This is a genomic window from Verrucomicrobiia bacterium (genome assembly GCA_035574275.1).
GTDB lineage: Bacteria > Zixibacteria > MSB-5A5 > DSPP01 > DSPP01 > DSPP01.
Genome location: DATLYY010000004.1, coordinates 13,322 through 34,026, shown reverse-complemented (window position 1 = coordinate 34,026; position 20,705 = coordinate 13,322). Strand labels below are relative to the sequence as shown.

At 55.2% G+C, this 20,705-nt stretch carries 14 protein-coding genes; 9 read left to right on the top strand and 5 right to left on the bottom strand.

Features of this window, described 5'->3' with window-relative positions; genetic code table 11:
• The 5 genes from secD to VNL73_00760 form a co-directional block, all read left to right on the top strand.
• Positions 1 to 1,053 (top strand): protein translocase subunit SecD (gene secD, locus VNL73_00780; GenBank protein HXF47944.1); only part of this gene is annotated, 1,053 nt, incomplete at its 5' end.
• Positions 1,054 to 1,060: 7 nt separating this feature from the next.
• Positions 1,061 to 1,984: a protein translocase subunit SecF gene (gene secF, locus VNL73_00775; GenBank protein ID HXF47943.1), complete on the top strand. Its 924-nt coding sequence runs from the start codon at positions 1,061 to 1,063 to the stop codon at positions 1,982 to 1,984.
• Between the two features lie 179 nt (positions 1,985 to 2,163).
• Entirely contained in the window at positions 2,164 to 2,844 is a 681-nt protein-coding gene (locus VNL73_00770) for a DUF4159 domain-containing protein (protein ID HXF47942.1), read from the top strand.
• On the top strand, positions 2,841 to 6,227 hold the full coding sequence (locus VNL73_00765; GenBank protein ID HXF47941.1) for a DUF4175 family protein: 3,387 nt from the start codon (positions 2,841 to 2,843) through the stop codon (positions 6,225 to 6,227). Before VNL73_00770 ends, VNL73_00765 begins: the two co-directional genes overlap by 4 nt.
• Before the next feature lie 9 nt (positions 6,228 to 6,236).
• Positions 6,237 to 8,033, top strand: a complete 1,797-nt coding sequence (locus tag VNL73_00760; GenBank protein ID HXF47940.1) for a tetratricopeptide repeat protein — start codon at positions 6,237 to 6,239, stop codon at positions 8,031 to 8,033.
• On the opposite strand, the gene VNL73_00755 is transcribed toward VNL73_00760, so the two are convergent.
• Entirely contained in the window at positions 8,030 to 8,302 is a 273-nt protein-coding gene (locus VNL73_00755; protein HXF47939.1) for a hypothetical protein, read from the bottom strand. The two genes, VNL73_00760 and VNL73_00755, sit on opposite strands and share 4 nt — an antisense overlap.
• A 93-nt stretch (positions 8,303 to 8,395) precedes the next feature.
• Here VNL73_00755 and VNL73_00750 point away from each other — a divergent pair, with 93 nt between their 5' ends.
• Complete coding sequence (locus VNL73_00750; protein HXF47938.1) at positions 8,396 to 10,975, top strand: DUF2723 domain-containing protein; 2,580 nt, start codon at positions 8,396 to 8,398, stop codon at positions 10,973 to 10,975.
• Between the two features lie 87 nt (positions 10,976 to 11,062).
• On the top strand, positions 11,063 to 11,956 hold the full coding sequence (locus VNL73_00745) for an EamA family transporter (GenBank protein ID HXF47937.1): 894 nt from the start codon (positions 11,063 to 11,065) through the stop codon (positions 11,954 to 11,956).
• Here VNL73_00745 and VNL73_00740 read toward each other — a convergent pair.
• Entirely contained in the window at positions 11,944 to 14,523 is a 2,580-nt protein-coding gene (locus VNL73_00740; protein HXF47936.1) for a patatin-like phospholipase family protein, read from the bottom strand. The two genes, VNL73_00745 and VNL73_00740, sit on opposite strands and share 13 nt — an antisense overlap.
• Positions 14,524 to 14,671: 148 nt before the next feature.
• Between VNL73_00740 and VNL73_00735 the strand changes: the two genes are divergently transcribed.
• The gene (locus tag VNL73_00735; GenBank protein HXF47935.1) at positions 14,672 to 15,460 is read left to right on the top strand and encodes an RNA methyltransferase; all 789 of its coding nucleotides are present in this window, start codon (positions 14,672 to 14,674) and stop codon (positions 15,458 to 15,460) included.
• Positions 15,461 to 15,513: 53 nt separating this feature from the next.
• Complete coding sequence (locus VNL73_00730; protein ID HXF47934.1) at positions 15,514 to 16,212, top strand: TerC family protein; 699 nt, start codon at positions 15,514 to 15,516, stop codon at positions 16,210 to 16,212.
• A 1-nt stretch (position 16,213) separates the two neighbouring features.
• Here the strand turns inward: VNL73_00730 and VNL73_00725 are convergent, their stop codons facing one another.
• From VNL73_00725 to VNL73_00715, 3 genes are all read right to left on the bottom strand, one after another.
• A complete protein-coding gene (locus VNL73_00725) occupies positions 16,214 to 16,840 on the bottom strand; it encodes a DedA family protein (protein ID HXF47933.1) in 627 nt (208 codons plus the stop codon).
• A complete protein-coding gene (locus VNL73_00720; protein HXF47932.1) occupies positions 16,837 to 18,120 on the bottom strand; it encodes a hemolysin family protein in 1,284 nt (427 codons plus the stop codon). Before VNL73_00720 ends, VNL73_00725 begins: the two co-directional genes overlap by 4 nt.
• Before the next feature lie 85 nt (positions 18,121 to 18,205).
• Positions 18,206 to 20,701 (bottom strand): cation-transporting P-type ATPase, encoded by a 2,496-nt coding sequence (locus VNL73_00715; GenBank protein ID HXF47931.1) that lies wholly within the window; start codon positions 20,699 to 20,701, stop codon positions 18,206 to 18,208.
• Between the last annotated feature and the right edge of the window lie 4 nt (positions 20,702 to 20,705).

Below are 20,705 nucleotides of genomic sequence, written 5' to 3'. Positions count from 1 at the left end.
GCGGCCGCCGAGGAACCGGCGGAAAAACCGTTTTCCACCTACCTCGTAACCGCCGGCGGTTACTTCCAGGTCCAGCCGGAGGAAGTCCCCTTGGTGCGTGAACTTTTGGCCAAACCGGAAACCCAGGCCCAAATCCCCCCCGATGTGGAAGTGCTCTGGACCTCGAAAAACGAGAATACCGGGGGACGGCCGCTGGCCGGGCTGTACTTTGTGAAAAAGCAGGTTGAACTCTCCGGCAAGTATTTGACCTTCGCCCGGGAAAACCGGGATCCGCAAACCGGCGGGCCGATTGTGGAATTTGAGTTGAACCGGGACGGTGCCCGGATTTTCCGGCGGCTCACCGGCGCCAATATTGGCAAGCCGCTGGCGATCATTCTGGACGGCAAGGTGGTTTCCGCCCCCGTCATCCAGGGGCAGATTACCAACCGCGGGCAAATCACCATGGGGAGCGGCACAATGGAAGAGGCCCATGATCTGGCTATCATTCTGCGCGCGGGCGCGCTGCCGGCGCCGGTGAAAATCATTGAATCCAGCGTGATCGGGCCCTCCCTCGGGGCCGACTCTATCGAGAAGGGAAAACTTTCGGCCATCATCGGTATCAGTCTGGTCTTTTTGTTCATGTCCGTTTATTACCGGGCCTCCGGTTTTATTGCCAGCGTCGGGATGCTTTTGAATTTCGTTTTTCTGGTTGCCATCCTCGCCTCCCTGGGGTTGACCTTGACTCTGCCCGGCATTGCCGGAATCATTCTGACCATGGGGATGTCGGTCGATTCCAACGTTTTGATCTTTGAACGTATTCGGGAAGAGATGCGCGCCGGCAAAACCGTCCGGGCCGCCATCGATGCCGGCTACAAACGGGCGATGCTGACCATCATCGACTCGCACGTCACCACGCTGATAACCGCGCTCATTCTGTTCATCTTCGGCACCGGGCCGGTGAAGGGGTTCGCCGTTTCCCTATCTTGGGGGATCGTTATCAGCCTGTACACCGCGGTTCTGGTAACCCGGGCCATTTTTGAAATCCGGAAAGAATACCAGACCCTGAGCATTTGAAAAGATCATGTTCGAAATAATACCCAAAACAAACATCAATTTCACCGGCCGCCGCAAGCTGGCATTCGGCCTCTCCGGTCTTTTCATTCTCCTGGGACTGGCGGCTTTTGTTGCCATTATGATCGGCCGTGCCAACATGGGGCTCGATTTTTCGGGCGGCACAATGATTCAGGGAAACTTTGAAAAGCCCGTTACCGTGGCCGCCGTACGGGAAGCGCTTACGGCAACCGGGCACGGCGATGCGGAAATACAGGAATTGGTGGGCCACATAAAGCCGAACTCCTACAGCATCCGCGTCAAGGGAACCGTCACCGAATTGGGGGAAGTCGATTCACTGCTTTTGAGTGCCCTTGCGAGTGCATTCCCGGACAATGCCTTTCACCTGGACTCCAGCCACGAGGTTGGCCCGGCCATCGGAAAACTTTTGCGCAAACAGGCCTCGATGGCGGTGCTGTATTCCATGATCGGGATTCTGATTTACATTTGGGTGCGGTTTGATTTCCGCGTCGGAGTGACGGCCACCATAGGCACTTTTCACGACGTTCTGGCCGTTTTGGGCATAGTTTTTCTGCTCAACAAAGAAATCACCCTTTTAATCGTCACCGCCCTTTTAACGGTGGCCGGCTATTCCTTGAGCGACAAGGTGGTGGTTTTTGATCGGGTCCGGGAAAACCTGAAACTATACCGCAAAAAGGGGGAATTTGAGACGCTTCTGAACACCTCCATTAACGAAGTTCTCTCCCGCACCTTCATTACCTCGACGGGGGTTTTAATCACGCTGGTCGTTCTCTACATCTTCGGCAGCAGCGTGATTCGCGACTTTGCGCTGGCGATGTTTTTGGGCGTGCTGGTTGGCACCTATTCCTCCATTTTCCTTTCCAGCGGAATAATGTTGGAATGGGAAAACCGCTCTCCCAAGCGGTTTAAGTAGCTCCAACAGCGGATTATTAACCTCGTATAACGGCTGAACTGTTTTTCTCCAAAGCCGATTTTCCATCCGGCGGTTGAGTTTGCCAAGGCACCTCTTAATTAATTACGGCGTAATTTCCAAACAAATTCAGCTATATTTGGTATAACTGTATGATGGCAAAAGGGAAAAGGTGGCTTGGTTTGGCAATTATTTCAGCCGTTTTGCTTATTCCCCTGCTTGTCTTTTCCCAGCAAACTCAAAATCAGTTTACCATAGCACGATTGAAGTACGGCGGAGGCGGCGACTGGTATTGGGGGCCTTCCGCCCTGCCCAATCTGTTAAATCATATTCGGCAGAATACAGGCATCCCGGCTACGGTGGACGAGGCCCGCGTTTCGATTTCCGATGACAATTTCTTTTCCTATCCCTTTCTGTACATGACCGGCCACGGCAACATCCGGTTCACGGATGAGGAGGTGCGGCGGTTACGCACTTTTTTGACCAGGGGCGGGTTCTTGCTGGCCAACGATTCCTACGGACTGGATAAATCCTTCCGGCGGGAGATGAAAAAGGTTTTTCCGGAAGAAGAACTGGTGGAAATACCATTCTCCCACCCTGTTTATCATTGCTTCTACCAACTTCCAGACGGGCCACCCAAAGTCCATCAGCACGATGGCAAACCGCCCAAAGGATATGGCCTTTTCTACAAAAAGCGGCTGGTCGTTTTTTACGCCCACGAGGCCGATATTGGAGATGGATGGGAAGATGCGGCAGTGTACAACGATTCTCCCGATAAGCGGGAGGCGGCCTTGAAAATGGGCACAAACATCGTAATTTATGCGATGACAGGGGGAGGGAAAACCGGAGGGATAGCTAAATGAGCGAACGCTATCTATCCGAACTGGCTGCAAGGCTTTGGGCCTTGTATAAGAAGGAGCGAAACATCTCCATTTTTCGGGGTGTCCTGCTGTTGGCCGTACTTTGGACTTCTCTTCTGACTCTTGGCTTCCTTCTCTCTTTGGTCTTCACCACCACCGGCTGGGCCAAGCTGCTTTTCTCAGTGGGCACCTTCGGAACCATTTTACTGGCGGCAAGATTCATGGTTTTTCCGGCCGTACGAAAGCCCACTTCAACTTCGCTTGCCAAAAAGGCTGAAAACGGCTTTCCAGAGCTGGAAGACCGGTTGATTTCCGCGTTTGAATTGGCGCCGTACGTGGGCGACCCGAAGGGATTTTCACCCCAACTGGTGGAAGCGGTCATCGGAGAGGCGTATCAAAAAGCAAAAAACAAGGATTTCACCTGCCTCGCCGACCGCCGTCCCTTAAGGAAGGCCGTCCGCGTGGCGTTACTTTCCATCGGCATTACCGCCTTGCTTTCGCTGATTTCCTGGCCGGTTTTCAAATTGACCATGATGGCCTTGGCCAACCCGTTCTCTTCCGTGGAGGAAGTTCTCCCTTACCGGCTCTTCGCCTTCCCGGAAGGGGGCAAGGTAGCCAAAATGAAAGACCTTGAAGTCAAGCTGACGGCCGTTGGCAAAAATCTGCCCAAGAAAGGCACGCTTCACTACCGCTACGAGGGGGGGGCTTGGCACCCGGTGACATTGAAACTGGAAAGGGTCAAAGGGAGTTTGAATCCTGCAGTGCCCGAGTCGGCCAGTGCAGGTTATGTTTTCAAGGAATTGCGCCGGGACATCGAGTTTTATTTTGCCTCCAGCCGCACGAAGACCCAAACTTACGGAGTCGAAGTAGTGGATGTTCCCTACCTGACCCACCTGCGCGCCCGTGTTGTATCCCCTGCTTACACCGGCCTGCCCGTGCGGGAAGGGGCCGACAACGACGGCAACATTGCCGCCCTCGGCGGCAGTCGGGTGACTTTAAATTTCGAAGCCCAAAAGCCGCTTTCCGAGGCCAAGCTGATTTTCGACGACAGCAAAATCGTTCCCGCCCAAGTGGACGGGAGAAGGGGAGTTGTTGAATTTTCACTTGCCCGCTCCGGGCACTACAAAGTGTTGGTGACCGACCAGAATGGGAATGTCAACATCGACCCGATTGAGTACGAAATCCGCCTCATTGCCGATGAGTCCCCCCAAGTGGAAATCACCCGCCCGGGAGCAGACCGGGACTTGACCGAACAGTTGTTCGAAACGCTGGAAATTGATGCCAAAGACGATTTCGGATTTTCTTCGCTCCACCTTCATTTCACCATCGCATCCGAGCGGACCCCGGAGCGGAAAAAGATCTTGAACTTGCCGTTGAATCAACCAAAAGAAAACAGCCTGGTTTTGGCTTACGGCTGGGACCTCTCCGGGTTGCGGTTAAACCCCGGGGATGTCGTTCGCTATTACGCCGAGGTCGCCGATAACGACGCCGTCGCCGGTCCAAAGAAAACCCAAAGCCGGACCTACCACTTCCGGCTGCCGAGCCTGGATGAAATGATCGCCGAAGCGGCCCAAGGAACGGAGGAGAATCTAAGCAGGCTGGAACAGGCCGCCGCCCAGCAGAAGGAAATTTTGGAAAAGTTTAAACAAAAGTCGAAGGAGCTTTTGCAGTCCGGGAAGCTGGACTGGGAAACCAAAAAACAACTGGAGGAGCTGGCGAAAAGCCAATCGGCCGTGGAGGCCCGGCTGGCGGAGATGCAGAAATCCTTTGAGGAAAACCTGCAAAAAATGGAGGAGAACCGGCTCGTGAACCGGGAGCTGGCCCAAAAGATGCAGGAACTGGCGGAGCTTTGGGAAAAAGTCGCCACGCCGGAAATGAAAGAGCAGATGAAAAAGTTGAACGAGGCCTTGAGCAAGCTGGATCCGGAACTTTTGCAGCGAGCCCTGGACGAATTGAATTTAACCCAAGAGCAGATTTTGAAAAATCTGGAACGCTCCATCGAACTGCTTAAACGGATGGCTTTGGAACAAAAGATGGATGCTTTGTTGAAGCAGGCGGAAAGAATTCTGGAGGAACAGAAGGGTATCAACAAGGAGGCCTCCGGCGATTCCAAAAAATCCCTTTCCGAGCTGGCGGAGAAGGAAAAAAGGGCGAGGCAAGAGTTAGAAAAGCTTGAAAAACAAGCCGACGAGTTGAAAAGAGAACTGGCCCAGAAACCGATGTTCGACCCGGCCGCTTCCGATAAGTTGACCGGCTCCCCCTCCCGGTCAGGCGCCCGGGAGAAAATGGCGGAAACCCAAAGGAATTTCGAGTCGAATCAGAGAAAATCGGGACAGGAGTCCGGCCAGGAGGCCCAAGAGCGGCTGGAGAAAATGCTGGCCGATATGCAATCCGCCAAGGAACAGATGGACCAGTCCGAAAAAGAACAAATGCTGGCGGAAATGAACCGGCGCTTGAACGATTTGTTGACCCTCTCCGAAAAACAGGAAGACCTGGCCAAAAAGATGGACGAGCTTTCACGGCAGGACGGAGCCGACTACGCCCAGGCGGCCCAGGAGCAAAAGGAACTGGCCGAGCAGACCGAAAAACTCTCCGCCGAAATTGAGAAGCTGGCCCAGAAAACAACGTTTGTCGCCCCGGAACGAAACAGCCCGACCGGGCAGTGCACCAACAGCATGAACCAGGCCGTGCGCAATCTGAACAGTCGCAACCCCTTAGGGGCCATCCAGAACCAGAAGGAAGCGTACTACCAGTTGAACAAGGCAGCCCGGGAAATGGTGGAATCGATGAAACAATGCCAAGGAGGGCAGAGCGGCTCGGGGATGAAGGAAATGATGCAGAAAATGCAGGGGATGTGCGATAAACAAGGGGGGATCAATTCCGAATCGCAGAAGTTGATGGAGGGAAGGGGAGAACGCCCCACCCTTTCGCCGGAGGAACTGGGGGCCTACGGCCGGCTACGGGCCCAGGAACATGAAATCCAACGGGATTTTGACGAGTTGAAACGGCAGTTTCAGGACCGAAAAAACGTGTTGGGCCGGCTGGATGAGCTGTCCACCGAGTTTGACAAGTTGGTGCAGGAGATGGAGCGCGGGCCGTCGGAGGGGGTGCTCCGCCGCCAGGCCCAGGTCTTGAACCGGATGCTCGATTTCCAGCGTTCTCTGCAGACGCAACGGGAGGATGACCGGCGTGAAGCCCAGAAAGCGGTTGACATCTTCCACCTCTCCCCCGAGAATTTGCCGAAGGAGACGGGAAGCCGCGCAGCTGATATGGAAGCGCTTCTGAAAAAGTTTTTGGACGAGCCCCATCCTCCCGAGTATCAGGAAGCCGTGCGGAACTACTTTGAAGCGCTGAAGACCAACAATTTTCCAGTCCCGGAAAAATAGGGAACCGTTTTGAGAAAAAATAAGACGGGGTTAGTCGTTTTTCTTTTGCTCTTCCCCCTTTTCGTTTCGGCCCAGCCTGCCGTGGAGGATCAAATCTCCCGCGTGGAGACGTTTGTTTTCAACGGTGATTTCGAGCGGGCCGCCCTTTTGGCCGAACGGCTCTATCCGGATAACAAAACCAACCCGCGTTTGTACAGCCTTCTGCGTTCCGTCTACCTCGGCCTGAAAGAGTATGGCAAACTGGAGAAACTTATTGCCGAACAGCTGGTGCTGTCGCCGAGGAACAGAACTCTCCGTTTGGACCAATTGGAGTTGTTTCTGCGCCAAGGGGTCCGCGATCGGGCCGCTGAAGCAGCCACGGCCTACCTGGAACTGACGGCCAAGGATACCCTTTCCTACGCCGATGTGGCCAACCGGTATCTTGCCGCCGGTTATGCCGAGGAGGCCATCAAAATTTATCAAACAGCCCGCAAAACGCTTATGAGACCGGCCCTTTTTTCCTCTCACTTAGCCGAGACGTACCGTTCGCTTCGCCGTTGGAGGGAAGCCCTTGAGGAGTATTTGAACTGGCAGTACGCCGAACCGGCCAACGCCTCCATTCTTCCCCGTTTGACCTCGTTGATGAACGATCTTCCCACGGATGATCCCGATGTGGGTCCTTTTTTGGACCGGCAACTGGCCCAAAAACCCTCCCCGCTGCAGTACCGGCTGAAGGGGGAATGGGAACTGCGCCGCGGAAATTACGATGCCGCACTGGCCGCCTTTGCGGAAGCGGACCGCCGGGGAAGCCGGGACGGTTCGTTGCTTCTGGAGCTGGCCCGTAAAACAAGCGCCGTGCTGCCCGAAAAAATGCCTGCTTTGGCCGCAGCTTTTGAAAAAAGCCACCCGCAGAGCCCCGATCTGCCCCAGTTGCATTTTCTATTGGCCCGCGCTCAAATTACCCTCGGACAATTCCCGGCCGCACGCGCCACCTACCAGAAAATTCTCGTCTCAAGCCCTTTAGCGGAGGACAAAATTCAAGCCCACTTTGAGCTGGCCCAACTGATGCTGGACTACGTTTCAAGGCCGGAGTCCGCCTTAATCTTTTTGACCAAGGGGGGGGCAGAGACCCACCCGGCGCTACGCCAGCCGACGGTGGTCTTGAAAGCCCGGGCGCTGGCCGCCTTGGACCGGTTTGACGAAGCGCGGGAGGCTTTCATGCAAATCTCGGGCCGCACCGCCCGTTGGGGGGAGGAGATACACTTCCTGGAGGCCGAATGGGATTTCTATTTTCTAAAGTTTGATGAAGCGGAAAAAAAATACACGGCGCTTTTGGACGGCTTTCCTCGCGGCGAACGGGTCAACGATGCTTTGCGCCGGCTGGCCCTGTTGAAAAGCCGGGGGAAATCGAAGGAGTCCCCCTTATCTCTTTTTGCCGTCTTCCTGAAAGATCTGGCACAGTTTAAGGAAGTCGAAGCCGCAACCAAGCTCTCCGGTCTCGAGCAAACAGCCCCGGAGCTGGCAGCCGAAGCTTTCTACAATTGGGGAAGCTATCTTCTTGACCGGAAACGGCCGTCGGAAGCCGAATCCGTTTTCGTCAAGATTAAAACCGCTTACGCAAAAACTCCGCAGGCTCCTTTGGCGCTGGAGAAATTAGGGGAACTGGCGGAGGCGGCCCGAAGGCCGGAGGCGGCGAAGTCCCGCTACGAGGCGGTCTTGGAGCAGTATCCGGATGCCGTAAACGCCGAGATGGTGCGGGGTAAACTGCGGCGGCTTTTGGAACGGTTTCCCGAAAAGAACCCAAAAGGACCGGAATCCAAAAGTTAGGACGAAACCGTTTCCCGCCGGCCGGTCTTGCCGTGGCTGTGGCTGCTGTGCCGCAGCGACATCAGTTCATCTTCCAGCTGCTTGATCCGCTCCATATACCCTTCCACCGTCCGCAGTTTGATTTTGGTGGTCGTGCGGATTAAGAGTCCGAGTGAAACAAGCATAAATAACACCGAGTTGACCTGCCGGAAAATCTCGCCGTAGTTGAACAGCGAATCCATGAAAGCCAGAACCCCCAGAACGAACAAAACCGCGCACCAGACCAGCATAACCCCCTCCTTATTATTCCTTGACAAACAATTTCGGCATCCCTAACCTTTGCCTTCTATGTATCGGTTGAAATCCGGGAAAGATTAGGCAACATGCTTAGCGACAAACACCTTCGCCGGGGCCTTGCCGCTTTGGTTTTGGCCTCCGGTTTGGCCTTTTTCGGGCGGACCGTGGCCCCCACGGTCTCCTTCTGGGATTGTGGGGAGTTCATTGCCGCCTCCGCCTGTCTGGGAATCCCGCACCCACCCGGTGCCCCGCTCTATGTGTTGATTGGTCGGATTTTCACCCTGTTACCGCTGGGGGCCGATATTGGTTACCGGGTCAATTTGATTTCAGTCCTCACCTCCGCCTTCACCGGAGTGGTTGGCTACTTCATCATTCTGAAGCTGTTTACGATTTGGTGGCCGGCTGTTCAAAACCGGCTTTGGAAGTATCTGGCCGCTGTCTCCGGCGCCCTGACCATGCTTTTCTCCAACACCTTTTGGTCCTCCGCCGTGGAAGCGGAGGTGTACGGGTTTTCGATGCTTTTGATGTTGCTTTTGATTTACCTGACTCTCCGTTGGTATGAAACGCGTCTGGATGCACCGGAAAAAAGCTTTCATCCCGACCGCTATTTGATTTTGATTTACTACCTCGGGCTTCTATCCGTGGCCGTGCACATGACCACCTTTTTGGTGATGCCTCTTATATTCCTTTTTGTCCTCTGGGCTGACCCCGAAAAGCGAGCCGATTTACGGTTCTGGGCCGCGGGCGGTTCCCTTTTGATTATTCTGGCCGTTGTTGAACCGTTTCTGGTTGCCGTAGGTTTGACGCTGGTAATCAGCGGAGGGGGCTACTTCCTATACGGACGCAAAACCGCTCCCTGGCGCCTCGCCTTTCTGCTTTGCACGTTCGGACTCCTCGGTTTTTCGTCCCAGCTCTATATACCGATCCGCTCCCTGCAAAACCCGCCGATTGACGAAAACAATCCGGAAACCTGGGAGCGCTTCAAGGGATTTCTGGAGCGCAAGCAGTATGGACAGGAGAACATGCTGACCCGGGCCTTAAGCCGCCGGGGAAAGCTGGAAAACCAGTTCGGCACCTACCCAAGAATGGGATTTTGGGGATTCTTTGAAACGCAGTACGGCAAAGGGGGATGGGCCTTTGTACCGGTGTTTTTAATCGGCCTGGCAGGGCTTTTCTTCCCTCTCCGGCGGGACAAAAAAACCGCTCTTTTGCTTTTGGCCATTGCGCTGGCGGGCACGGTCGGCCTGGTGTTTTACATGAATTTTGCCGATGGCACCAAAATGGACGCCTACGGCGAAGCCGGGCTGGAGGTGCGCGACCGGGATTACTTCTGGACCCCCGGTTTCGTCGTCTTCTCGCTGGCCGTAGGCATCGGGCTGGGCTGCTTAGGGATGCTCCTTTCTTCGGAGGAAGTCCGTCGGAAAGTGAGACCGCCGCTTCAACAAGCCCTCGCCGTTCTGGTGATCCTGGCTGCGGTCGCTATTCCCGCCCTGGCCGTGAAGGCCAACTACGTCCGCAATTCCCGCGAAGGCAATTTCCTCCCCTACGACTATGCTTACAACCTCCTGGATTCCTGCGACAAGGACGCACTTCTGTTCACTAACGGGGACAACGACACCTTTCCGCTGTGGGCTTTGCAGGAAGCCTTCGGCTTTCGCAAGGACATCCGAAATATCAACTTGAGCCTGTTGAACACGGACTGGTACATACTGCAGTTGAAAAATCATATGGGGGTGCCGCTTTCGCTGGCAGACAGCCAGATAGCGATGAAAGATCTCCCCCTCCCCGGCATGGCCCAAACCTTTCCCCGGCCCGAGTATCCCTATTACGACCGGCGCCGCGGGGTTTCCCACTATTTGATGCCGGTGCAGCTGGAGAACCAGCTCTTGCGGGTGCAGGACTTCATGGTGGAGGACATTGCCATCTCCAACAACTTCAAATTTCCCCTCTTTTTTTCCCGCACGGTGCCCGCATCCGCCCGTGTGGGGTTGGATGCCAACCTGGAAACCGAGGCCATGGTCCTGCGCCTTCTCCCGGAGCGAAAAGAGGAGCGTTTTGACGTGGCGCAAACCGAGTATCTCTTGTGGGAACGCTTTCGGTTCCGAAACTTTAACAATCCGGATGTAACCTTGGATGACAACGAGGCGGGGATGATGATTGTCTATCCGGAGATCGCCCTCGAACTGTACGAATGGTATCTGAAGAAAAACGATACGGCAAAGGCCCTTGCCCACCTGGAGCGCGCGGTCGCGGAATTTCCGTTCTACCCCCGCACCGTGGCTTTGCTGCACGATTACTACAAATCCAGAGGGGAGGCGGACAAGGCCAAAGAGGTGGTGGAACGTTCGCGGCGGCACTTGGAAAAAGCCGTGCGGCGCTCGGCCGAAAACCCGGTCTGGTGGATGTTTTTGTCCAACCTGTATCACTTGGAGGGAAACAAGGAACAGGCCTACCGGGCCATCCAGGCCGCTTGGGAGATCCACCGGGCCGAGGATTTCGTTTTCCGCACCTACGTTCAGTACTGCCTGGCGGACGGCCGCACCGATTTATTGCTTAAACTGGCCCGGGAATGGCTTGAAAACCATGCCGATGATCCGTTCGCCCGGCAGATTCTTTCCCAGTTCGGCACCACGCCGCAACTTCCGCAGGACCTCCCATCCAGGTAGTCCTTAACCGCAAGGAACGGGCGGCTTTTTATGCTTTGACCCATTTACCTTTGCTAAATAGATGAACGAAGTGCAAACCAAAAGTCAATGACCTTCCTGGCGATCGTTTTGATGTGTATTATTTGGGGACTGACTTGGGTTGCCATTAAAATCGGTTTGGAAGATCTCCCTCCTCTTCTCTCCGCCGGCGTCCGCTTTGTCCTGGCTTGCGCCCTTCTCTGGCCGGTGGTTTTCTGGCGCCGTCTGTCCCTTCCTCGAAAATGGCCGGAAATTCGCACAATTTTGGTACCCGGCTTTTTTATTTACGGCGTTAACTACGCGCTTGTATATTGGGGTGAACAATACATCGGCGCCGGACTGGCCGCCATTCTCTTCGCCTCCCTCCCTTTTCTGGTTGCCCTTTTTGCCCACTACCTGCTTCCCGGCGAAAAGATGACTCTCGTTAAACTAACCGGCCTCTCCTGCGGTTTTCTCGGCATCGTTTTGGTTTTCCACGGAGGGTTGTCCTTCGGGCCGGACAGTTACTTGGGGATGCTGGCCCTGTTGGGCTCCAGCCTCTCGGCCGCTTATGCCAATATTCTGGTCAAACGGGACCTGCATGATATCGACCCGATGCTGGCGACCGCTGTGCAAATGAGCTTGGGGGCCGTTTTGCTTCTCGGGTTGGGAACGGCTACCGAAAGCTGGCAGGATTTTCACTTGACGCGCAAGGCGGTCGGTACGCTTCTGTACCTGTCCGTTTTTGGATCGGCGCTCGCCTTCAGTCTTTATTTCTGGGCGCTGAAGAAAACCGAGGCGACCAAGCTTTCGTTAATCGCCTTTGTAACCCCACTCGTCGCACTAGTGGGGGGAAACTTGATCTTAAACGAGCCGATAACGGGACGGCTGGCGGCCGGTTCGATTCTTGTTCTGGTCGGTATCCTTGTCGTCAATTACTTCTCTTACCCCGGCAAAAATCAGGCGGGTGCTCAAAAATCGTAGCCGACCGAAAAATAAAACCGCTTGCCGTCCAAATTGGAGTGCGCCCAACCCACCCCGGCGGGCCCGATGGGAGTGTCCACTTCCAATTCTCCCAAAATCCCGTAAAAGAAATCCTGAAGGTTGAACTCCTCCGCCTGAATCCAGCGCTTTTCCAGATCCCAACGGATGGAGGGATGAAGCCGTCCCCACAGCTTGGCCCGGAACCCGGCACCCACGACCAAAAACTGCCGGCCGAAAAACCCTTTTTTCGGGCTGCCGGCAAAAAAATCCTTTCCTCCCTGCCGGAAAAGCTCCGGTTCCGGCAGATCTCCGGAAGTAAGCCCGGCGTTTATCTGCGGTTCAAAAACCAGACTCCGGCCGACCGGAAGAAAATGGGAAATAAAGGCGCCGGCCTTCCGGTAGTTCAAGTTCCCCCCCAATGCCTTGGAAGCGACGGATAGCGAAACCACGTTGTAGGCCCCCCGGTTTGGGAAGGGGTTTTTATCCCGCGTATCCACGACCGATCGGAGCGACAGGGAGCGGTGTTTGTAGAGCTGGCCGTTATACGTTTCGTTCCCGTAAACAAAGTTTTCCGCCCGCAGTTCGGCGGAAACGACTCCCAGCCGATAAATCTGCTGCCCCAACGACCAAAAACCGCCCCAGCGCCGCTCCCGGTACGGCTGAAAATTCTCGAAATCGGAATAACTGCGCCAGCGTTCCCGGTAGAGAAAAATTCCGAGCCGGGAGGTCAGGTAGGTTTTGAAAATCCGGTCGGTTTTGAAGGCCGCTTCATACAGTTGGCGCCGCACGCCGTACTGCAGGCGGGTTTTGAACTCCGTGCCGGTGCCGAATAAATTGCCGTCCAGAAAATCGACGAATCCCTCCGACTCCCAGTCGGACTGGTAATGCGCCCCCAGCCGAAGCTGCTCGTAATTTTTTTCCTTCAACAAAAGTTTCAAAGAGGGGCCCTCTTTCCCCGGCTCTAAGAGAGCCGAGACCCGCTCGAAAAGCCCCGTGGCATAAACATCCGTCACCCCTCGCGACACCTTCTCCGGGCTGAAGAGCATCCCGCCCCGCAGGGGAAAATTCTGCATCACCACCCAACTTTTCGTCCGCCGGTTTCCCTCAAGTGTGACCCGCTCAATTTTTGCTTCCCGGATTTTGAAAACCAGCCGCCCGCTCGAACCGTCCCACGTGGGCTGGGGGGGCTCCAAAAGGTTGTAGCCACGCAACCGGTATTGCTCATCCAGTTTTCGGCACGCCTCCGCCAACTGGCGGTAATCCAGCCGGCTGCCCAAAGACAGACCGGCCGCTCTGCGGAGCGCGGAGTCGGGGAAAACCGTATTCCCGCTGAATATGATTTCGTTTATGACCGCAGGTTCGTAGGTCTGCACGCTCAACAAACTTCTGGAGGAATCATACGTCGCCGTAAGACGTTCATAATGACCGGTTGCCAGAAGAGAATCCAGCCATCCAGTCAGGGGATGAATGAAGACGGTTTTCTCCGCTGCGACGGGGAAAGCCTCCTTTAATTCTTCGGGCGTTTCGACGCTGTCCACATGGAGGGGGGGAGTTCCCGCCGGGCTGGAAGCTGCCGCCAGTTTCAAAATCTCTTCTTTCCTTTCCATCGCGGCGCGGTATCCGATTTCGAAAAGCTGGGCGGCCTTGGGGAAGTCCATCCACCGGTAGTCGTTCAACTGGGGAGAGATAACCAGATCGGCAGCATCCAAAGCGGCCTGTTTTTTATCCAAGGTCATGATGGTGGTCGCCTGGCTGGCGACATCCAGCGCGGTGGTCAACTCCTCGGCCGGGTCCAAGGACGCCGTCGTGTTCACCGCAATGACCGCATCGACCCCCATCTGACGCACCGGCTCCACGGGAACCGGCATCAAAAGCCCTCCGTCCACCAAAAGCTTGTCTCCCTTCTCCAGCGGCGAGAAGGCCAACGGCGCCCCCAAGGTGGCCCGCAGGGCTTCGGCCAAATCGCCGGAGTAAAAAATCACCGGCTCTCCGGATACCAAATCCACCGCCACCGTACGGAAACGAACCAACAGCCGGTCGAAGTCAAATTCGGCCTGCAGATTGGCGGAGGCTGTGAGGTTGGTGAAAAGGTTGGATACTTTCTGCCCGGAGGTAATTGCCAGCGGAATATCCGGCTTCAATCCCTCAAACCGGATGGATAGAAAATGACTTTCATTCCCCTCCTTCTGGGTGGAAAAAAGGGTGCTGCGCCGGGGTCGGTCGCGGAAAAGCTCACCCCAATCGATTCCCATTACAATTCGTTTCAATTCTTCGGGGCCGTAGCCGCAGGCGTAAAGCCCTCCGATAACTCCGCCAATGGAAGTTCCGGCAATGGCATCCACTTGAATACCCATTTCTTCCAGTGCCTGTAAAACTCCGATTTGAGCGAAACCGCGCGCTCCGCCTCCCGAAAGAGCCAACCCGATTTTGGGCCGCTTGGTCTGGTTTTTCAGAACCTCGCGAAAGTTGTCCGTCCCCACCCGCCGGTCATAACTGAATGATGCCGCAAATGCCGGGGAACAGAGCAGAAAAGCAAGCAGAGCGGACCGATGGATACTCCAAACCATACCGGTACTAAATTAATCGGTTTTTCATTTAAAGAAAAGCTTGTCAGGCGTTGATTCTGAACCCCCAACGGCTGCCAGCCGGCGATCTTGAGCAAAACCGGAGCACGGGAAAGCCCGCCCTTCACCAAAAAGCGTATATATTCCCGCCGTGCCAACACGCAGACAGGAAAAAACGCTCCGACGGTCTTTTTTCAAAAAAACCCGGCAAAAACAAGATTTTTTCGCCGTGGAAGGGGAACGGGCTCTGACGGAGCTTTTGAAGAGCGACTGGAACGTCCTAAGCATTTTTGCCACGCCGCCATACGTTCATAAGGTCCGCTCCCTTATTCCTTTCGAGAGCATACTTGAAGTGGAAGAACTGTCTCCAAAAAAACTGGCTGAATTGACCGACACAGAAACTCCCTCCGGCATGCTGGCCCTGGTCGAAAAGAAAATCTATACCATCGAACAAGTGGCGGCCGAAAAGCGGGTTCTGGTTTTGGATAACCTCCGCGATCCGGGCAACGTCGGGACTCTTCTGCGCACGGCATATGCGTTCGGTTGGAATGGCGTGATACTCTTGAAGGGAACAGCCGAGCTTTTTTCTCCCAAAGTGGTGCGCTCCACCGCCGGTGCCCTCTTTCATCTAAAAATTGCCGAGCAAGTCATCCCCGAAGAAGCGGTCGGCATGCTTAAAAAGCATGCTTTCAAAATCTGGGCGGCCGATTCACACTCCGGCATTTCACCGGAAGAATGTCGGAGGTTGATCAATCCAGCTTCCGCAAAAAATGCCCTGGTCATCGGCAGCGAAGCTTCCGGCGTTTCCCGGACCTTGCTGTTCAATGCGGACGGTGTTGTAAAGATTTCCCTTTCCGGGGAAGCGGAAAGCTTAAACGCCGCCGTCTCCGGCGGAATTTTGATGTATCTGCTCCGTAGTGAGGCATTTTCCTCTATTTAAGACCGGTTCACCATTTGACAAGTTGAAACCAAAGTGATATAAAAAACCCCGCGATGCTTGAGAACATCCTCACCATATTCACGCTGGTCGGGCTCGAGGGGTTGCTCTCCGCCGACAATGCCCTGATTCTGGCGATTCTGGTCAGACACTTGGACAAACCTCTGCAGAAAAAAGCGCTGCTCTACGGCATTGCCGGGGCTTTCGTCTTTCGCTTTTTAAGCCTGCTAATCGTCCGGCAGATAATGACCTTGTGGTACTTGAAGGCCATTGGTGCCTTTTATCTGGCCTATCTGGCCGTCGACCACTTCGCCCGCAAACGGGGCTTTCATCACACCGCCGAACCCTCCAAAAAACCCGGCTTCTGGCGAACGGTTGTCGCGGTGGAGTTGACCGACATCGCTTTTGCCATTGACGGCGTTTTGGTGGCGGTGGCGCTCTCCAACCAGCTTTGGGTGATTTACACCGGTGCGGTTCTGGGGATTCTGGCCGTCCGGCTGGCAGCCGGATTCTTCATCGCCGTTTTGGAGAAACATCCCCGGCTTGAAGACGTGGCCTACGTGGTGGTCGGCTGGACTTCGGTCAAGCTGTTCTTGAAAACCTACGCCAGCTTCGCCCAGACCGTGCTGGGCAAAACTGTGCCGGAAGACCTTCTGCCCGGCTGGCTTTTCTGGACGGTGCTTCTGTTAATCATTGGCCTCGGCACCCTTTGGGCCTATCGAAAAAAAGGCCCGCCCGCAAACCCGGCCGGTTAACTTACTTTTTCTTGGCCAAAACCGGCTTCAAGTGATGGTGTAAGTACCAAGCGATGCCCAAAAGTATCAAGGCCGCCACAACGTAATCAAATTTGTGGAGATATTGGCCGATGGTGCTCCAGTTTTGCCCCAACTTGACGCCGATGTAGGTCAAAGCATAGCACCAAGGGATGGCGCCGAGAAAGGAAAAGATGGCAAAGGGCCAGAATTTCATCCGGGAAATGCCGGCCGGAAGGGAAATGAAGGTGCGGATGATGGGGAGCATCCGGGAAATAAAGGCCGCCGCCGAGCCGTAGCGCTGAAAAAACCGGTCGGCATTGTTTAAATCCCGCTCGGAGAACAGGATGTACTTCCCCCATTTGATGACCGCCGTTCGTCCGCCGTAGTAGCCAATCCAGTACGTGATGACCGAACCGATGAGATTGCCGATTGCCCCCGCCATGGTGGCGCCCCAAATATTAAATCTTCCCTCGTGCACCAAAAATCCGGCGAAGGGCATGATTATTTCAGAAGGGAGGGGTATGCAGGCGGATTCAATGGCCATAAACAAACAGACAATGGGATACCCGCCGGCCGAAATGGCGGAGGTGACCCATCCGGCCACCACTTCCAATATCCTGGTTATCATTCTTTCCTTTCTATCTTTAGCGTCAGCAACCGATGCCCCCTTTTTTCCTTGACAATGAAATCGAACCCGCCAAAAAAGATTTTTTCCTCCACGGAGGGAATCCGTCCCAGGTGGTCGATTAAAAACCCCCCAAGCGTTTCATACTCCGCCGTCGGCAACGAAGCGCCGAAGAGGGCGTTGAACTTTTCCGGCCGAATGCGGGCCGAAACAACGGCACGTCCCTCCTCCATTTGCGTTACTTCCTCCCGTTCGGCGTCGTATTCGTCCTGAATCTCCCCCACGATCTCTTCTATAATGTCTTCCATCGTGATGAGCCCGGCCGTGCCGCCGTACTCGTCCAAAACGATAGCCATATGTACCTGTTTCCGCTGGAAATCGGACAAAAGCTCCCGCACCTTCTTGGTTTCCGGCACGAAGTACGGGGGGCGCAGAATGTCCTCCAAAATTACAAGTTCTGCGTTTAAAAGTAAATTAATGATATCCTTGGTATGGATGATCCCCGCGATATGGTCCAAATCCCCCTTGTAAACGGGGATGCGGGAATACCCTTCCTCGGCCACGAACTGCAGAAGTTTTTCCCGCGGCGTCCCCATTTCGATGGCCACGATGTCCGTACGCGGGGTCATCGCCTTTTTGACCGGCGTGTCGGCAAATTGAAAAACGGAATGGATGAGCATCTCTTCCACTTTCTCAAAGATTCCCAACCGGCTTCCTTCCGAAACCAAAAGCTTGATCTCCTCCTCCGTGACGAGGGGCGCTTTGGCCTCCTCTTTAAACCCCAAAAGATTCAAAAGAAACCGGGAGGAGCCGGTCAGGAGCTTGACCGCCGGGAGAGCGGCGAGATAAAACCACTGCACGGGCCGGGCCACCTGCAAGGCCAGCCGCTCCGGGTGCTGAAGCGCCAGCATTTTGGGCAAAAGTTCCCCAAATAGAAGGGAAAGAAAGGAGATGGCCATGGCCACCAGCCCGATGGCGACCGTTTTGGTGACCCCGGAAATGGGGGCGGCCAGCCGGGCTTCCAGCTCTTCGACGACGGTGGCCCCCCCCAAAACGCCCGCCAGCGTTCCAACCAGCGTGATGGCCACCTGGACGGTGGCTAAAAACTTCCCCGGGTCCTCTTGCAGTTGCAAAACCCGCTTGGCGTTGGGTTCCCCCTTGTTGGCGAGGGACCGCAGGCGCGTACGCCGGGCGGAGACCAGGGAAATTTCCGCTGCGGCAAAAAAACCGTTCACCAATACCAAAACAACGATGATGATGATTTCCAGGAAGGCCGATTCCATTCAAACCGGATAATAAAATAATCCATCCATAACCGCACCGCCTTTTTTGGCCCGTCTTAAACTTTGTTTGATGCAAACCTTTCTGTTATCGCTTATTGAGGCGCCTAAAATACAGAACCCCTTCCATCAAAAAAGTGGAGAATAGGGCGACAGCCAAAACTTTCAGCCATCCGGCAAAATCGATGGGAGCAAGCTGCATCGATTTGGCCATAGGGGGGAGGTAAAGAAAGAATAACAGCACGCCGATGGTCAACAGTCTCGTAACCCAGAAGAAACGGTTTTTCAAGGCGTCCGCCAGATTCCTGCGCGAAAGTTCGATGGTCACAAGGAAAATCTCCGCCACGATCAAGCTGGCGACCGCCATCGCCCGGGCTTCGGAAACCATTGTGCCGGAGGATAGTTCGTACCAAAAGAGACCCAAAATCGCCAGCCCGATGGACAAGCCGGTGAGAACCGAGACCGCTAGCTCCCCGGCCGGCAAAATCGGCCGGGCTGGATCGCGCGGCGGCTTTTTCATCGCTTCGGGGTCCCCACGGTCGGCCTCAAAGACCAAAGCCACCGTCGGGTGCATAATCAGCTCCAGCCAGATGATAATCACTGGGAGCAGCAACAGCGGAAATCCGAGTAACGGAACGGCCACAGCCAGAAAAATGATGGGGGTATGAAAAGTGATGAGGTAGCGGAACGCCTTTTCGATTTTGGAAAAAATCTGCCGTCCCTCTTTTACCGCTTCGACGATGGTTTGGAAATTGTCGTCCAAAAGCACCATCGTCGCCGCCTCGCGGGCCACCTCCGTGCCGCGCACTCCCATTGCAATTCCGATATGCGCCTCTTTCAAGGCCAACGCATCGTTGATCCCGTCCCCGGTCATCGCCACGATTTCCCCCTTTTTTTTCAACACCTCCACCAAGCGGTGCTTGTGCTGGGGAAAAACGCGGGCAAAAATGTTGGCGCGGGCGGCCCGTCGGGCGAATTCCTCGTCGCCGGCCGCTTCCAACTCCGGGCCGGCGACGATTTGGTCGTCCTCGTGCTCCAGCCCGATTTCCTCGGCAATATGGTGGGCGGTCAAAGGATGGTCGCCGGTCACCATCACCACCCGAACCCCCGCGTTGCGGCATTCCGCAATGGAGCGGGCCACCTCGAGCCGGGGCGGGTCGGAAAAACCGACCACCCCGAGGCAAGCCAGATTTTTTTCATTGTCCTCGCGGCTTTCCGCAAAGCATGGAAGTTTGCCAAAAGCGACGGCAATAACCCGCATACCCGCTTGGGCCAGTTTTGCATTTTCTTCCTCCAGCCTTTTTCTCGCCGCGCCCCCTTCCTTGCAGCGGGAAAGAATTCCCTCCACCGCGCCTTTGGCGGCAATCACTAGCTCGCCCGAAGAATTTTTCCAGACATGGGACATGTATTTCCCTTTCAAATCAAACGGATAGTCCTGCACCAGTTTCCACTCAGCAAAGATTTTCCCCGGTTCGACACCGTGCTCCCGTGCATGGCTCACCAGCTCTTTTTCCAGTTGATCGGTCGGGTTCGGTTCGCAGGCCATTACAATGGTTTGCCAGAAGAGAAGATCATTTTCCCCTTCCGGATGTTCCGCCACCGTCAGCTTCCCCTCGGTCAAGGTTCCGGTCTTGTCGGCGCAGATGACCGTCGTCGCCCCCAAGGTCTCAACGCCAACCATCCGGCGGATCAAGGCCTTTTTGCGCGACAGACGGAAAACCCCCATCGTCAAATAAAGGGTGAATACGACCGGAAATTCCTCCGGCACGGCGGCGATGGCCAAACTGACGGCGGAAAGAAACGACTTTCCCCATCCGGAACCCCGGTAAAATTCAATAATGAAGACCAAAAAGCAGACGAAAATCGCCCAAACCAAAAGCCGCATTACCAGCCGGTCGATTTTTTTCTGCAGGGGGGTGCGCTCCTCCTTGATTTCGACCAACAGATGGCCGATTTGCCCGTAGCGCGTTCTTTTCCCCGTAGCCGTAACAATGACCTTCCCCTGCCCGGTCAAGACGGCCGTTCCAGCCCAGACGCCCGAGGACTCCCCTCCGGACGTGTCTTTTGGCACGGGAACCGACTCCCCCGTCAAAGGCGCTTCGTCCATCTCAATGTTGTTGGCTTCAACGAGAGTTCCGTCCCCCGGTAAAATGTCCCCTTCTTTAAGAACCAAAACATCCCCGAGTACCAGCGTTTCGGACGGCACAACTGTTTCAACGCCGTCCCGAATCACATGGGCGGTCGGCGCGGTCAGTTCGCGAATTTTTTTTAACGCCCGGCTGGAGCGGGCCTCCAAGGCCAAATCAACCAAAAGAATCGGAATAATGGAACCGACCAAAACCCATCCGTCACGCTCCTCCCCAAGGAGGAAATAAACCAGCGCGGCCAAAAGCAGAAGCAGAATCATCGGATCGGACAGTGTTTTTACCCAGCGCCCCAGGGCGGCAAAGCGGGACTTTGGCACCAAGATATTAGGCCCGAACTCCAAAAGCCGTTTCTTGGCTTCGACGGAAGTAAGCCCCAATTCAGGGTTGGTCGCTAATGGAGACGGGCTGGCCACAGAGGGGCTAATAAGGGTGGTCAAAAGA